The organism is Marinobacter sp. F4206 (genome assembly GCF_019392195.1).
GTDB lineage: Bacteria > Pseudomonadota > Gammaproteobacteria > Pseudomonadales > Oleiphilaceae > Marinobacter.
On record NZ_JAHXKI010000001.1, the window covers coordinates 76,247 to 91,102 of the forward strand.

The window sequence follows — 14,856 nt, forward strand, 5'->3', positions numbered from 1 at the left end:
GAAACCTGATCATCCAATCATCCTATGAATTAAGAAAGACTTCAACCGGCTTCCAGAAGCCGGTTGAAGCGCGTTTGGTCACGCTGGTTTCGTGGGATAGTAAAACTGGTAGTCCGCGGTATCAATGTGGCGGGTGGCGAAGCGGTAGGTGAACGTGAACCCCGGCCAGTTCACCGTGTTCTTGCCATTGGCATCCAGGTACCAGGAGGTGCACCCGGCATCCCACACGCTCCCCTTTAGGCCACTCTGGATGATACTGGCAAAACGTTCCTGCCGATCCTGACGAACGTCCATTGCCGAGCCCGGGTATTTCTCCAGAGCCCGCAGTGCATCCAGCACGTAACGAAACTGGGATTCCAGCATAAAGATAATCGAGTTGTGGGCAAGGTTGGTGTTAGGCCCATAGAGCATGAACAGATTAGGGAAGCCGCTCACCGTGATGCCCTTGAAGGCGGACGCGCCGTTTTCCCAGGCTTCGTTGAGCGTAATTCCGGAGCGCCCCTTGATGACCACGGGGGTCAGGAACTCCGACGCCTTGAAACCGGTGCCGCAGATGATGGCGTCGACAGGGTAGTGGGTTCCATTTACGGTGACCACACCGTCTTCATCAACCCGGTCAATGTCCTCGGTTACAAGGTTCACATTGGGCCGGTTGATGGCCGGGTACCAGTCGTTGGATATCAGGATACGCTTACAGCCAATCTGATAATCCGGGATGATCTGTTTAAGCTTTTCAGGGTCGGTAACGTGCTTTCGGGCCTCTTTTCGGGCCTCCCGGGCGAATATCTCCAGCAGCCCGTTGAATTTGGTGAAGGCGAGGGCCCGGCTCTCATTTTTCCAATAAATCAGGTAGCGATAAATCCGGTCCCAAATCGGCAATACCCGGAAAAGTGTCTGCTCCCAGCGCTTGAACGGGCGGTCGGGTTTTGAAAGCACCCAGGCAGCCGAGCGCTGAAAAAGGCTCAGGGATTTCACCTGTTTGGCGATCTCCGGGACAAACTGGATGGCGCTGGCACCGGTGCCGATAACGGCGACTCGCTTATTGCTGAGATCGTATTCATGGTCCCAGCGCGCCGAGTGGAAAACCTTGCCGGCAAACCGATCCAGGCCGTTCACTTTCGGCCATGCAGGCTGGTTCAGCTGTCCGGTCGCGGTGATCAGCACATTCGCTTTCAGCACCTCGTCATTGGTCAGGGTAACTGTCCATTCGTTAAGTGCCTCATCGAACGCTGCTTCCCGGATTTCGCTGTTGAACCGGAGATGATCTGCCAGCCCGTATTTTTCGACGCAATGCTCCATGTACGCAAGAATTTCGTGCTGAAGACCGAATTTGCGTGACCAGTCGTGCTTGGGTTCAAACGAATAGGAGTAGAAGTGGGATTGAACGTCGCAGGCGGCACCGGGGTAGGTGTTGTCTCGCCAGGTACCGCCCACCGAGTTTCCTTTCTCGAGAACCGTGAAGGTCTGGAACCCGGCCTTTTTCAGGGTAATGGCCATGCCCAGTCCGCCAAAGCCGGCTCCGATAATCAGAATGGACGGGAAACGGGAATCTGAGTGTTGGAGCATAGGATCTATCCATGTCTTTATTGTTTTAGTTGTTCGTAGTTCAGTATACGGCGTGCAGGCCGATCATTGGATGACATTTTCTGCCGGTGGAACTGGTCAGAATGACCAGGTCGCCGTCCTTGAAAGCAGCTCCTCAGAGGGTTGCGACAGTAAGCTTGTCAGCAGTGGCGGCTCAAACTGCCGGCGAATGCTGATGGCGTAGAATTCTTCGAATACACCCGGAAGCGCGCCATAGTCACAGAGCGATCCGGATTCCAGTTCATCGCGCACCACGACCGGGGGTAGGACTGCGAAATGTTTTGTGTCTCTTGCCAGCAGTCGCATCATGGCCATGTCGTCCACCTCCGCCACAATTCGAGGGCTCAGTCTGTGATAATCGCACAGTTGATCGAATGCATGGCGGATGTTGTTTTCCCGCCCGGGCACTATGAGGCTCTTTGTCTGGATAACCTCGGAAAATGAGGCGGTTCCTGTTTCACCCTGAGGACCGATAAGACTCACGGACTGGCGGGCGATGCGTCTTGACCGCCAGGGATTCTCCTCGTCACCGTGCACTGGCTGGTTCGAAAGCAGTAAATCAAGACGATGAGCTGACAGGCGTCTCAGCAGGTCCTCCAGGCTCGCGCTCTGGATACTGAGTTCAAGATCCTCACGCCCCAGTAAAGGTCTCAGAAAACCCTCCTGAAAATTCCGGGATAATGTCGCCACTGCACCGATCTTGAGGGTTTCCCGGTTAGACTGAGCACCGGATCGGAATCGTTCCGCAAGTTCTTCCCCCTGACGGAAAATATCCTCGGCGTAGCCGAAAGCCACCCGCCCCGCTTCGGAAAGTCGCAGTCGACGACCTTCCCGGACAAACAGCTCATACCCCAGGCTTTCCTCGAGCTTTCGAATCTGGCCGGACAATGCCGACTGAGAGACGTGCAATGACTCCGCCGCCCGCGTCAGGTGGCCGGTTTTCGCGACGGTCCAGAAATAGAACAGATGGTGATAGTTAAGTCGCATATGATGTTCTCTAAAACAGAACGGTTTGATCTTTATAAACCATTTTCTGTATCAATTCATTCCCTTCATAGTATTCACCGTCTTTGAAGGGAGATATTCATGCAAAACCTAGCGACGCTTTTGTCCCTGCCAGTCTTGATAGGCTGGCTGCTTTTACCCATTTCGCTGCTCTTGCTGGGTGCTTTCAGTGGCTGGACTGAGAACCCGAGAAAGTTGGACCACTGCTGGCGATTGGCTGGTGGCTTGTTGCTGGGCTCGATGGCTGTGACGCTTGGCATTGGTCTGTTATTGCTGCTCGATGGCCCTGTTTTCCGGACCGGCTTGCCCGAGTTAGGACGATATCTCGGTTTATATCCTGATGGCCTTGCCGTCTGGATGGCTTTGCTGGTCGCCTTTATTGGTTGGACGATTCTCCGATACGCCGAAAGCTATTTACGTCGAGATGCTGCAAGGGAGCGATTTCTTCCCTGGTTCCTGACAACTCTTGCCAGTGTCCTGCTGCTGGTGTTTACGGATAATTTGCTGGTACTGGCAGGAGCGTGGATAGGGGTTAGTCTCGCCCTACATCATCTGCTGGTTCTCTACAGAGACCGACCGGAAGCTCGCCTGGCGGCGTTTCAAAAGTTCATTGTCAGCCGAATCGGAGATGTCTGCATTATCGGTGCGGTATGGATGCTCTATCTTCATTACGGCACATTTCACCTCCCGGAAATGCGTGAGGCGGCGGGCCGCGACGCAACAGGTTCCACGGGCCTGGAATGGGCCTCGGTGTTGTTTGCAGTAGCGGCCATTCTCAAGTGCGCCCAGGTTCCGTTCCATGGTTGGCTGTTGCGTGTCATGGAAGCGCCCACACCGGTATCTGCGCTTTTACACGCTGGCGTTATCAATCTGGGCGGTTTTCTCTGGCTGCGGATATACTCCGTGCTGGATGGTTTCACCGCAGGGCATTATCTACTTTTGACCGTAGGCGGAATTACGGCGGTCGTTGCCGTTCTCGCAATGATGAGTCAGTCTTCAGTCAAACATGCTCTGGCATGGTCCACCTCTGCCCAGATGGGATTCATGCTCTTCGAAATCGGCATGGGCGCCTATCTACTGGCCTTTTTGCACCTCATGGCCCATTCGCTCTACAAGGCTCATTCTTTCCTGGCTTCCGGTCGAACCGTGGCCGCATCTAATGTACCTACATTTGGCCATGCTCCGATTGCCACCCGCATGCGCTGGGCGGCCAGTGTCGGTGTGCTTGCGACGCTGTTGCTCTGGTCCTTTCCCGGTATTGTCGCGGGTAATCCGGTGCTGGCGGGTGTTCTGGTGCTTGCCGTCTCTGGGGCTGTCCTTGGCATTACGGAAGGTAAAAGCTACGGGGTAAGGCTTTTGCTCAGTGGGTTGGCGCTCGGATTGATCCCGGTGTATGGCCTGCTTCATATGCTTCTGGGGCCGATCTTTCCCGAAGGGGCCAGCCCTGAACTGCCGCTGTCTGCACTGCTCACAGGTGGGCTGATGCTCGCTTTGCTGGCATTGATGTCACTGATAATAGCCTTGCCGGTCCCAAGCCGCTTTTCGATGGCGCTAAAGCTCCACATCAGTCATGGCTTTTACTTGATGATTCCGTTCGATCGTTTGACTTATCGAATCCGTGAATTTGGTAGCGCATTTCCTCGCAAAGTTTCAGAGATTGAAGCGAAAACGGCACTTGGAGAGAAACAATGAGCTATGCCCCGGAAACTCAGTCCGAATCTCAATTTACAGGTGCATCAGCGGGAAAACTGCTGCAGCGGGTGATTGAGATGGTTCCTCCCAGCTGGCCTCTTAACCAGTGGATTGCGGTAAATCCCTGGTGGGGGGTAAGGCATTTGCCTGCCGAACGGGCGAGTCAGATTCCGGGAAGCCGGGCCGACACCTCCCTGTTCATGCCTTTGACCCATTACCATGAGGCCTGGATTGGCGGGCGTATCCAAGAGGAGGATCTACGCATTGCCATGGCTGAATTCGGGGCAGAGTTCAGTGTCTGTGAATTGACCGAATTTTTGGGCCGCGACGGTGTCTTCCCCGGTAGGCCAGCCCCGCTGATGCTTGATCAGCTTCAGGCCTCCCGTCATTTTTCGGCAACTGAATCGGTGCGGGAGCAGGTAGCAAGGGCCTGCGGCTTGTTCTTCGATGACCGACAGGCCTCTTGGCTGGGTGTGACAGACGGAAGCGCTTTATTCGAAAGTTGGTTGGATCAAACTCTCGGTGATGTGACGCTGGATCAAAGAGTCAACCTGAGAAAAGCCAGGCATACTATTAAGTCGCTTTCTAGAAAATCCATGGAGGCTACTGATTGGGCAATAAAAACGCTCGGCTTGTCCGAAAAAGATCTGGAGAGTCTGGGTCAACGATTGGTATTCGAATTACCCGGATGGGCATCTTGGTGTCGCGGCAAGGATTGGCGAGCGTCTCTGGAGGGAAGGGAAAGCCGAGTGGGAGAGCAGTTGGTCGCTATCCTGCTCGTCTGGGAAGCGGTGGCATTCACTGGCGCCACGCCGGATGAGCGCCTTGCCTGGCGGAAATCCTGGCGGCGTTTCAACGATTACAACTGCTCCCAGGGAAAGCCTGCGAATTCGCAAAGGTGTTTGTGGATTTGGCACAGGGCACTGGAAATCGGCTATCAACGCGGTTTATCCAAGGCCTTGTCCAGTTCCGGGCTAATCAACGAGGTTTCGGACGCAAACAATAAAACCCCGGATCTGCAAGCGGTGTTCTGTATTGACGTGCGATCCGAGGTGTTAAGGCGTCACCTGGAAACGGTTCACTCCGGCGTTCAGACCATTGGGTTTGCCGGTTTTTTTGGCATCCCCACCAGTTTTCAGAGTCTCGGTCCGGAGCAGGAAACTCACAGATTACCCGGTTTGCTTGCACCGTCTTATCGGTTGACGGAATCTTCCGGTAATCAGTATCGTGATTATCGATTAAGGCGTGCATCCAATCAGGTGGCGATGCTTCGTCAATCAGTTCGCAAGGCCAAGTACAGCAGCTTGTCCAGCTTTACGCTGGTAGAGAGCACCGGAATGGCGTGGGCCTGGAAACTGGTCCGAGACAGTCTTAACCTCGGCAAAAAATCGGTGGAAAAGTCCCCTCATGCACTTGGTCGTCTGCACCATCGTACCGGCGGAGATCCAGTTTCCGACCTGGAACGCACGCAGCTGGCCGAGAATTTGTTGCGGGGAATGTCGCTAACGTCGAATTTCGCACCATTGCTGCTGTTCGTTGGACATGGAAGCCACAGTGAAAATAACCCTCACCGTGCCAGTCTGGCCTGTGGTGCCTGTGGTGGACAGAATGGGGGACTCAACGCATGTGTTGCAGCCGAGCTGATCAATGATCCCGTGATACGTGCGGGACTGGCGCGTCGTGGTATAAGGATCCCCGATTTCACCCTTGCAATTGCAGCCGAGCATTGCACGGTCACTGACACATTGACTGTTATGGGACGAGAGAGCATTCCGGATGCCTATCTTGATCGTCTCATTCAGATGGAGCACTCGTTTGCGGAGGCGGGCGCCCGGACGCGTCGTGAACGGGCGACCGCGCTGGGGCTTAACGGCCTTGGAGATGAGGCATTGCTGAGCGCCATGGAGAAACGCAGTATCAGCTGGTCTGAAGTGCGGCCTGAATGGGGGCTGGCGAACAATGCGTCCATCATCTTCGCGAAACGGAGCGTGACGAAGGGGCTTAACCTCGGAGGAAGGGCGTTTCTGCATGACTATGACCCGTCCCTTGACCCGCAAGGGGATATTCTCGAAGCGCTTATGACTGCGCCGATGGTTGTCGCCAGCTGGATCAACCTTCAATACCTTGGTTCAGTGGCCGCGCCTGCGACGTTTGGGGCCGGCAACAAACTGCTCCACTCCGTCGTGGGAGGAAATATCGGCGTTGTGGAGGGTAACGATCCGGATTTGCGAGTTGGGATCCCAAAGCAATCTGTGCACGATGGTGAGCGGTGGAGACATGAACCCCTGAGGTTGAGCGTTGTGATTGATGCGCCGCGCGACCGGATTGATCGCATTATTGCCTGCCAGCCAGACGTTGCAAGGTTGGTTGAGAACCGCTGGCTGTGGCTGTTCCGGTTGACCGATTCGGGAACAGAGTTATATCGGGATGGTTCATGGGTCGCTTTTTCGTCAGGTTAGGGGCGGTTTTTCTGCCCCTTCATTCACTTCCGAGGACGGTTTTTTCCATCTCCAGGTAAACCCGATAGGCATTCGCTTTGTTTGACGCGTCAAATGCCGGTAATGCTTCGTATCGGGACCAGTCTGTCTGTTCATAGGCGTCCTCAAAAGACACCCAGTTTTCAACCGCTTTCTCCATTCGGTCGCGCACGAACGCCAAGTAGTCGTAGGTAAATTCCAGTGCTTCCATAGCTTTGTCCGAGGCGCCACCGTGACCCGGAATGAGGATCGATGGCTCCAGTTTCCGCACCTCTTCAATAGCCGACATCCAGTTTGCGGTATCCACCTCATCGCTATTCAGGAAGGGGACCCGGCCACTCTGGATGATGTCGCCCGAAAACAGTACGCCTGCAGGCTGCACCATCATCATACTGTCGTCTGGTGAGTGGGCGGGGCCGGCATGGAAGACCGTAAAACGGTATTCGCCGGACTCAAAAACCAGTTGGTTTTCAAAAGTTTTGTCCGGCTCGATCAGGCGAGTGTTTTCGTCCACCCAGGGTGACAGCGCCTGTTTTCTCTGGTGGAGGCGCTGTTGCGCCTCTGCGCTGGCGATATAACGGCTGGACTGATCCTGGGCGATGATCTGTGCATTCGTCAGTTTCTTGAAAGCCTGAAGTCCGTAGATGTGATCAGCGTGGTAGTGGCTCAGGACCACGTGGGTAATGGATTGATCCGTCAGATTTCGGATTTCTTTGATCATGGCAGCACCAAGACTGGGGGTTCCCAGCGCATCAAAGACGACAACGCCGCTACCCGTGATGACGAATCCGGCATTGGCAGTGAGCCCCTCATTGGTACTGTCAGGCACTCCCGAATGGCCCTGGAAATAGTAAACATTTTCAACGTTTACTTTCTCGGGGCTGAGCGGAATTGAAATTCCGGGAAAGGAGTCAGGAGTCTCCCCAAACGTCGAAATCGGAGAAAGGAGCATGCAGGTGGAAATACAGCCCCAAAAGACGCCCGTTTTCGGATTGGTGGCTCGCATTTTCGCTTCTCCCAAAAGATTTTTCATAAGCTGTAACTAAAGGTTCTAGCGGTAAATTCTCCGACTTTCCAGAATGCCAGCCTGAAAAAACCGAGAAAAAGGGGCTTGTAACCGGCAGTCTTCCGGTCTATAAATGAGTTATATCCTTATAACGAAAACAATAAGCCCGTCCTTCAGTCACCGAACTGATTGCCGGCCGAATCGCCCGAACAGGGCATCGAAGGAGGACAAACCATGCTCGGCAAGCTCCGCCGACTCAATCGGGCTGTATCTGAAATTGCCCTTCAAGAGTCTGAACGTTTACCTTCCAACGAACGCAGGCGTTTTCTTCGCAACGGACTTTTCACCGCCGGTGGTGCAATGGTGGGGGGAGCCCTTGGTGGTCTTTCTCCAAGGCTTGGGGCAGCGGAGACGCAGTTCCCGCCGGAGATACCGTCGTGGACGCGCTCTCTGGGCGCCGGCGTTGTCAGTGAGCCCTATGGTGTTCCATCACCCTTTGAAAAGGATGTGATTCGCCGCAATGTGCCCTGGCTGACGGCGGACAAGATATCGTCCATCAGTTTTTCGCCCCTTCAGCACCTTAAAGGCATCATTACCCCCAACGGCCTGTTCTTCGAGCGTCATCACGCCGGCCGTCCGGAGATCGATCCCCAGCAACATCGTTTGATGATCCATGGCCTTGTTGAAAGACCCATCATTTTGTCGATGGAAGATCTCCAGCGTTTCCCCAGTGTTTCCCAGATCAACTTTATCGAGTGCCCGGCCAACGGGGGGATGGAATGGCGCGGCGCCCAGCTCAACTCGCTTCAGTTCCTGCACGGAATGGTCAGCTGCGCTGAATGGACCGGTGTCCGCCTTTCGACCCTGCTGCAGGAAGTAGGAATGAAGCCAGAGGGTAAATGGCTTCTGGCAGAGGGAGCCGACGGCGCCGCAATGACTCGTAGTATCCCGATGGAAAAGGCGCTGGACGACGTCATTGTGGCCTTTGCCCAGAATGGCGAAGCGCTTCGGCGGGAGCAGGGCTACCCGATCCGTCTGGTGGTGCCCGGTTGGGAGGGCAATACCCACGTGAAGTGGCTGCGTCGCCTTGAAGTTGGTGACAAGCCCTGGATGCAGAGGGAAGAAACCTCAAAGTACACCGATCTCATGGCCAATGGAACCGCTCATGGCTTCACCTGGGTGATGGAAGCCAAATCCGTCATTACCTCCCCATGTCCGGAAATGCCGTTGCGAGGGAAAGGCGTCTGTCAGATTGAAGGCCTGGCATGGAGTGGCCGGGGTAAGGTCAAAGCCGTCGATGTTTCGGTAGACGGCGGTCGCAACTGGCAACAGGCCCAGTTACGGGAGCCTGTGATGTCCAAATCGCTCACCCGTTTCTCGCTGGAATGGAACTGGGACGGAAATCCGGCGCTGCTCCAGTCCCGGGTGATTGATGAAACCGGCTATGTGCAGCCAACGCTGGCGCAGCTCAAGGGCGAACGTGGGACCAATTCGATCTACCACAAGAATGCGATTCAGACATGGCAGATCTCGGGAGACGGGAGTGTGAACAATGTTCAGCTTTGATCAATCCTCACGATTTTTTACCGGTTTCTGCTCCGGCGTGTTGTTGGCCGCGCTCCCGGTCCTGGGGTTTGCCCAGTCTGCTGGCCACTACGGATATGGCGAACCTGCTACCGAGGCGCAGATTCAGGCATGGGACATTGATATCCGACCCGATGGCAAGGGACTTCCGGAGGGCAGTGGCAGCGTTGAGGAGGGCATGGGTATCTATGAGACCTATTGTTCTTCCTGCCATGGCGCTTTCGGTGAGGGTATGGGGCGTTACCCCAAGTTGTCTGGCGGCGAGGGCAGTCTCACCGAAGATCGCCCGGAGAAAACAGTCGGTAGTTACTGGCCGTACGCCAGCACGCTCTGGGATTACATCCACCGGGCAATGCCATTTTTTGCGCCGCAGTCTCTGACCGATGACCAGGTGTACGCACTGACCGCCTATGTACTGAACCTCAACTACATCGTGGATGGGGACTTCGTTGCCAACAAGGAAACCCTCCCGCAAGTGAAGATGCCCAACGAAGACGGCTTTGTTTGGGACGACCCTCGACCCGAGGTAACGAACATTCGGTGCATGGAAGACTGCAAGGAAGAGGTGACTGTCAGTGACTCGGCGGCGGATAAGAACCTGACACCAAGCACGACCGGCCCACTTGATGAAGGGCTCACGGAGTAGAAGGCTACGGGCGCGGAGCGCGCCATCAAACGTGCGGAGGAGGAACAAGAGATGCGAAATGCATTATTGGCGATGAGTCTGACCACGCTCGCGCTGGGTGCTGCGCCAGGGGTGGTTGCAGAACCCACGCAGGCGGACATCGACCGCGGCAAGGAGCTCGCTTTCAGTCGCAAGGATGGTAACTGCCTGGCCTGCCATCAGATGGATGACGGCAAGCTGACAGGAACCATCGGGCCGGAGCTGGCGGATATGAAATCCCGTTATCCGGACCGGGACATGCTGTTCAAACGAATCTGGGACGAAACCCAGTTCAATCCGGTGACGGTAATGCCGCCATTCGGAAAACACATGATTATGAGTAAAGACGAGATCAACCGGGTCATTGATTATTTGTACACGCTGTAAAGCGAGGAGGAGTTGCCGTGATTGACCAAAGGCGAAGAGGCTTTTTGAAAGGGGTTCTGGGTGCGGGCGTTGCCAGCTTTGCACTGGGGTCCGGAATGATTCCGCTCAGAGTTGAAGCGGCCACCACACCGGATGCCTCCAACTGGCCAAAGAAGGCATTCAACACGCCGGGCGTGGATGAAACCATTTCCGAACTTTACGGAATGGATGCGACCGAGTCCGACAAGATCTCGATGGACCTACCCACCATTGCTCAGAACGGGGCCGTTGTTCCGGTAACGGTTGAAACCACGCTACCGAATGTTACCGGCATTGCCTTGTTGGTCGCGAAGAACCCCAATGCCCTGGCGGCCTCCTTCGATATTCCGGAAGGCACCATGCCATTCGTTTCCAATCGCCTGAAAATGGCTGAAACCACAGATGTGGTAGCGGTGGTGATTTCCGATGGCAAGGCCTACAAGGCGACTAAAAACGTGAAAGTGACCGTGGGCGGTTGTGGCGGCTAACGCCCGGACGGACAGGAGAGAAACAATGGCATCCAGTATCAGAGTTCGAGCAGTTGAAAACGGTGGAGTGACCTCCCTCAAGGCGTTGGTCCGGCACCCAATGGATTCGGGGTTTGTGAAAGACTCCGCGGGTAACGTTATTCCCGCTCATTTCATCCAGTTATTGACCATCACCCACAACGGTAAAGACGTGTTTGTTGCCAACTGGGGCCCGGCGGTTTCCAAGGATCCATTCCTGGAATGCCGGTTCAAAGGTGCCAAGAAGGGCGACAAGCTGACAATCAGCTGGACGGATAACAAAGGCGAAAGCGATTCAACAACCGCGACGATCGCCTGAAGGTTTAGGGCGGCAGAGCCGGAAGGTTCTGATCCGCTGCGGAGGAGGATTGGACATGCTGAAAGCAAAGGTCATTCTGGTCGCTCTCGGAGCGGCACTGGTGGTGCCCGCGGCAATGGCAGGCAGCACGCCGGAAGAGGATCGGAAGGAAGCGGTTGAATACTTCAAGCAGATGTTCCCCGATGTTCCCTATAAGGAGTACGTAAACGGCCAATATGCGCTCGACGAAGATCGCCGCTCGCAGTGGGAGTCCCTGCAGGATTTTCCCCCTTATGAGTTTGCGGTCGCGGAAGGCAAGGAAATGTTTGAGACGCCGTTTGCCAATGGAAAAACCTATGCCAGTTGTTTCGAGAATGGCGGGGTCGGGGTTCGCCAGAACTATCCTTACTTCGATGAGAAGAACAATGAAGTGATAACGCTGGAGCTGGCTATAAACCGGTGTCGTCAGGCCAATGGTGAGGAACCCCTGAAATACAAAAAGGGGGATATAGCCTCAATTTCCGCGTACATGGCATCCACTTCCCAGGGCAAGAACTTCAATATCCAGGTGCCGGATAACCCGCAGGCCCAGGCTGCCTATCAGGCGGGGAAGGAGTTCTACTACAGTCGCCGGGGCCAACTGAACTTTTCGTGCGCCAGCTGCCACGTGCAGAATCCGGGCAATTGGATCCGGGCCGATCTGCTTTCGCCAGCGCTTGGCCAGCCCTCTAATTTTCCGGTTCATCGGTCCAAGTGGGGCGAGCTTGGCACCTTGCATCGGCGCTTTGCCGGCTGTAACCGAAACGTCCGTGCCGAACCTCTGCCGGCTCAGAGCACGGAGTACCGAAATCTTGAATACTTCCTGACCTATATGAGCAACGGGCTACCGGTGGTGGGTCCATCGACCAGACCGTGACGGGAACGCTGACGGGAGAATTGCAATGAACAGATCATTACTGACGTTCGGAATGGCACTCGCGCTGTCGATCCCGCTGTGTGCCCAAGCCGGTCCAAAGGAAGACTTTGAGAAGCTTTATTCGCAAGCGGAACAAACGCATCAGAAAGCCGATACCTTTCAGTGGACCACCACCTCAGGCCGACTCAAGGCGGCGCAGGATGCTGCTGATGCGGATGACTACGAGTCGGCTGTACGGCTGGCTGAGGAAGCCCTGGAACTGGCCAATCAGTCCGTTGCCCAACAGCAGAATCAGAAGGAGGCCTGGCGAATGACGGCCATCGGTAACTGAGCCGATGTCATATAAATGAGCCTTGCTTACGGGGCCCTGGCAAAGACTCCGAAGAAAGGCTCTCACTCCAATAACCAGAAATAGAGGAGAGTACAGTGTCCATATCCCGCCGAGATTTCCTGATTGCCATGCAGGCGGCAGCCCTAGCCGGTCTTGCTCCGAAATTAGCCTTGGCAAAAGGGGGAGAGGGACTGTACGACTTACCCAACTACGGGAATGTTCGCCTGCTGCACCTGACGGACATTCATGCCCAGCTCTCACCGGTTCATTTCCGCGAACCGAATGTCAATCTGGGGATCGGGCCGAGCAGGGGCAAAGTGCCCCACCTGGTCGGATCGGCGTTCCTGGATCATTTCGGGATTCCGCAAACGTCCAGGCGATCCCACGCCTTCACCTACCTCAATTACACGGAAGCAGCTCAGGAATATGGTCGGTTGGGCGGCTTCTCCCATTTGAAAACCTTGATTGACCAGCTGCGCGATCAGGCGGGGCCAGGAAACTCACTGCTGCTGGATGGTGGTGATCTCTGGCAGGGCTCGGGAACCGCCTACTGGACCAACGGTGAAGACATGGTCGATGCCAGCAACCGTCTGGGCATCGATATCATGACGGGGCATTGGGAATTCACCTACCCGGAAGCACAGATTCGCAAGAACATCGGCCGGTTCGAAGGTGAATTTCTTGCCCAAAACGTGTTCTTGTCGGATGAGGCCATGTTCATGGGTGCCGAGTCGTTTGACGAAGCCAGCGGGCGCGTGTTCAAGCCCTATTCCATCAGGGAACTTGGCGGCAAGCGCGTTGCGGTGATCGGGCAGGCATTCCCCTACACGCCCATTGCGAACCCGTCCTATTTCATACCGGACTGGCGTTTTGGCATCCGTGAATCCGAGATGCAGGACCTGGTCAACCAGATCCGAGAAACCGAAAAGGTGAATGCGGTCGTGGTTCTGTCCCACAATGGCATGGATGTGGACCTGAAGATGGCCAGTCGGGTCTCCGGCATTGATGCCATCCTGGGCGGTCATACCCACGACGCGGTACCGCAGCCTTCGATCGTGAAAAATCCGGGGGGCAAGACCCTGGTCAGCAATGCCGGCACGAATGGCAAATACGTGGCCGTGCTTGACCTGGATATCGGCGACAACGGCGTTCGCGGATACGAGTACAAACTGCTCCCGGTGTTCTCCGACCTGATCAAGCCGGACCGTGGTATGGAAAACTTCATTCGTGACGTACGAGCACCGTTCGTGGACAAGCTCGGGGAAAAGCTCGCGATTACCGATGAATTGCTCTACCGCCGTGGAAACTTCAACGGGACCATGGACCAGGTGATCTGTGATGCGCAAAGAGCGGTTCTGGATGCCCAGATCTCCCTTTCACCCGGGTTTCGCTGGGGAACCACCGTACTGCCGGGCGACGCCATCACAATGGACGATGTCATGAATGCCACTGCCATTACCTATCCGGAAACCTACGTTCGGGAGATGTCAGGCGCCGACCTCAAACTGATCATGGAGGACGTAGCGGACAATCTGTTTAACAAGGATCCGTATTACCAGCAGGGTGGTGACATGGTTCGGGTTGGCGGCATGGACTATACGTGCGATCCCACCGCGAATATGAACGGCCGTATTTCGGGCATGCAACTGGATAACGGGGAGCCGATTCAGGCGGACAAGATGTACAAGGTGGCCGGTTGGGCCACGGTCAACTCAAGGGCTCCAGGCCGCCCGATCTGGGACGTCGTTGCGGACTATCTGAGGTCCGAAAAGACCGTGGAGATCACCAAATTCAACACCCCCCGGCTAAAAAACGTGGAAGGTAATCCGGGCCTGGAAGACTACCTGGCATGAGCGCTCTCTGTGCTCTGACGCGTGAGGGCGTGTGGTGGCTATTGTTCGTTGCCCTCGCGCTCGGGGCGCCGGCCCTGCAGGCCGAGGAGCCAATCAACCCGAACAAGCCGTTCGCGGAGACCTTCCTTTTGCTGCAACTGAGCGATGGCGATCCGGCAAAGCAGGACCTTGTGTTGAGTGTTGCCGGCAATCTGCTTGAGCACTATCAGCCGGATCTTGTTGATATTGAAATCACGACCTTCGGTCCCGGGGTTCGGCTGCTCTACGCTGGCAATGAGCGGCGGGAAAAGATCGAGAGCCTGATGGCTCAGGGTGTGCGATTTTCTGTGTGCATGAATACCATCGACACCATTGAGAGAACCACCGGCGATCTTCCTGAGCTGGTTCCCGACATTCTGCCCGTGCCGGTGGGGGTCGCTCACATTGTTGAACGGATTGACCAGGGCTACGTTCTGGTACGTCCCTGAATCACTGAGTCCGCAAAAGGGAGAGGACAATGCGAACCACCTTTTCAAGATCTCTGGCCTTTGCTACT

General features: G+C 55.5%; 14 protein-coding genes. 11 read left to right on the top strand and 3 right to left on the bottom strand.

From position 1 onward, the window contains the following. Positions 1 to 78 precede the first annotated feature (78 nt). On the bottom strand, positions 79 to 1,566 hold the full coding sequence (locus KZO34_RS00375) for a flavin-containing monooxygenase (RefSeq protein WP_219472127.1): 1,488 nt from the start codon (positions 1,564 to 1,566) through the stop codon (positions 79 to 81). A gap of 96 nt (positions 1,567 to 1,662) precedes the next feature. After that, on the bottom strand, positions 1,663 to 2,571 hold the full coding sequence (locus tag KZO34_RS00380) for a LysR family transcriptional regulator (RefSeq protein ID WP_219472130.1): 909 nt from the start codon (positions 2,569 to 2,571) through the stop codon (positions 1,663 to 1,665). 99 nt (positions 2,572 to 2,670) lie between these two features. On the opposite strand from KZO34_RS00380, the gene KZO34_RS00385 reads away from it, so the two are divergent. Both KZO34_RS00385 and KZO34_RS00390 read left to right on the top strand, forming a co-directional pair. Further along, positions 2,671 to 4,281 carry an NADH-quinone oxidoreductase subunit L gene (locus KZO34_RS00385; protein WP_219472133.1) on the top strand — a complete coding sequence of 537 codons (1,611 nt, stop codon included), beginning with the start codon at positions 2,671 to 2,673 and terminating at the stop codon, positions 4,279 to 4,281. Then, the gene (locus KZO34_RS00390; protein WP_219472137.1) at positions 4,278 to 6,740 is read left to right on the top strand and encodes a YbcC family protein; all 2,463 of its coding nucleotides are present in this window, start codon (positions 4,278 to 4,280) and stop codon (positions 6,738 to 6,740) included. The genes KZO34_RS00385 and KZO34_RS00390 overlap by 4 nt, the downstream gene beginning before the upstream one ends. 19 nt (positions 6,741 to 6,759) lie before the next feature. Here the strand turns inward: KZO34_RS00390 and KZO34_RS00395 are convergent, their stop codons facing one another. Continuing rightward, positions 6,760 to 7,587 carry an MBL fold metallo-hydrolase gene (locus KZO34_RS00395; protein ID WP_219472139.1) on the bottom strand — a complete coding sequence of 276 codons (828 nt, stop codon included), beginning with the start codon at positions 7,585 to 7,587 and terminating at the stop codon, positions 6,760 to 6,762. Positions 7,588 to 7,998: 411 nt separating this feature from the next. Here KZO34_RS00395 and soxC point away from each other — a divergent pair, with 411 nt between their 5' ends. The 9 genes from soxC (at position 7,999) to KZO34_RS00440 (ending at position 14,788) form a co-directional block, all read left to right on the top strand. After that, on the top strand, positions 7,999 to 9,330 hold the full coding sequence (gene soxC, locus KZO34_RS00400; RefSeq protein WP_219472142.1) for a sulfite dehydrogenase: 1,332 nt from the start codon (positions 7,999 to 8,001) through the stop codon (positions 9,328 to 9,330). Then, positions 9,317 to 9,994, top strand: a complete 678-nt coding sequence (locus KZO34_RS00405) for a c-type cytochrome (protein ID WP_219472145.1) — start codon at positions 9,317 to 9,319, stop codon at positions 9,992 to 9,994. The genes soxC and KZO34_RS00405 overlap by 14 nt, the downstream gene beginning before the upstream one ends. A gap of 51 nt (positions 9,995 to 10,045) precedes the next feature. Then, positions 10,046 to 10,399: a sulfur oxidation c-type cytochrome SoxX gene (gene soxX, locus KZO34_RS00410; RefSeq protein WP_219472148.1), complete on the top strand. Its 354-nt coding sequence runs from the start codon at positions 10,046 to 10,048 to the stop codon at positions 10,397 to 10,399. 17 nt (positions 10,400 to 10,416) lie between these two features. After that, complete coding sequence (soxY, locus tag KZO34_RS00415) at positions 10,417 to 10,905, top strand: thiosulfate oxidation carrier protein SoxY (RefSeq protein ID WP_219472151.1); 489 nt, start codon at positions 10,417 to 10,419, stop codon at positions 10,903 to 10,905. 25 nt (positions 10,906 to 10,930) lie between these two features. Then, complete coding sequence (gene soxZ / locus KZO34_RS00420; protein WP_218634320.1) at positions 10,931 to 11,242, top strand: thiosulfate oxidation carrier complex protein SoxZ; 312 nt, start codon at positions 10,931 to 10,933, stop codon at positions 11,240 to 11,242. Between the two features lie 55 nt (positions 11,243 to 11,297). Then, positions 11,298 to 12,137, top strand: a complete 840-nt coding sequence (gene soxA / locus KZO34_RS00425) for a sulfur oxidation c-type cytochrome SoxA (RefSeq protein ID WP_219472154.1) — start codon at positions 11,298 to 11,300, stop codon at positions 12,135 to 12,137. A gap of 25 nt (positions 12,138 to 12,162) precedes the next feature. Further along, a complete protein-coding gene (locus tag KZO34_RS00430; protein WP_219472158.1) occupies positions 12,163 to 12,468 on the top strand; it encodes a hypothetical protein in 306 nt (101 codons plus the stop codon). A 95-nt stretch (positions 12,469 to 12,563) separates the two neighbouring features. Continuing rightward, positions 12,564 to 14,321, top strand: a complete 1,758-nt coding sequence (gene soxB, locus KZO34_RS00435; protein ID WP_219472162.1) for a thiosulfohydrolase SoxB — start codon at positions 12,564 to 12,566, stop codon at positions 14,319 to 14,321. Next, a complete protein-coding gene (locus KZO34_RS00440) occupies positions 14,318 to 14,788 on the top strand; it encodes a DsrE family protein (protein ID WP_219472165.1) in 471 nt (156 codons plus the stop codon). Before soxB ends, KZO34_RS00440 begins: the two co-directional genes overlap by 4 nt. The last annotated feature ends 68 nt before the right edge of the window (positions 14,789 to 14,856 follow it).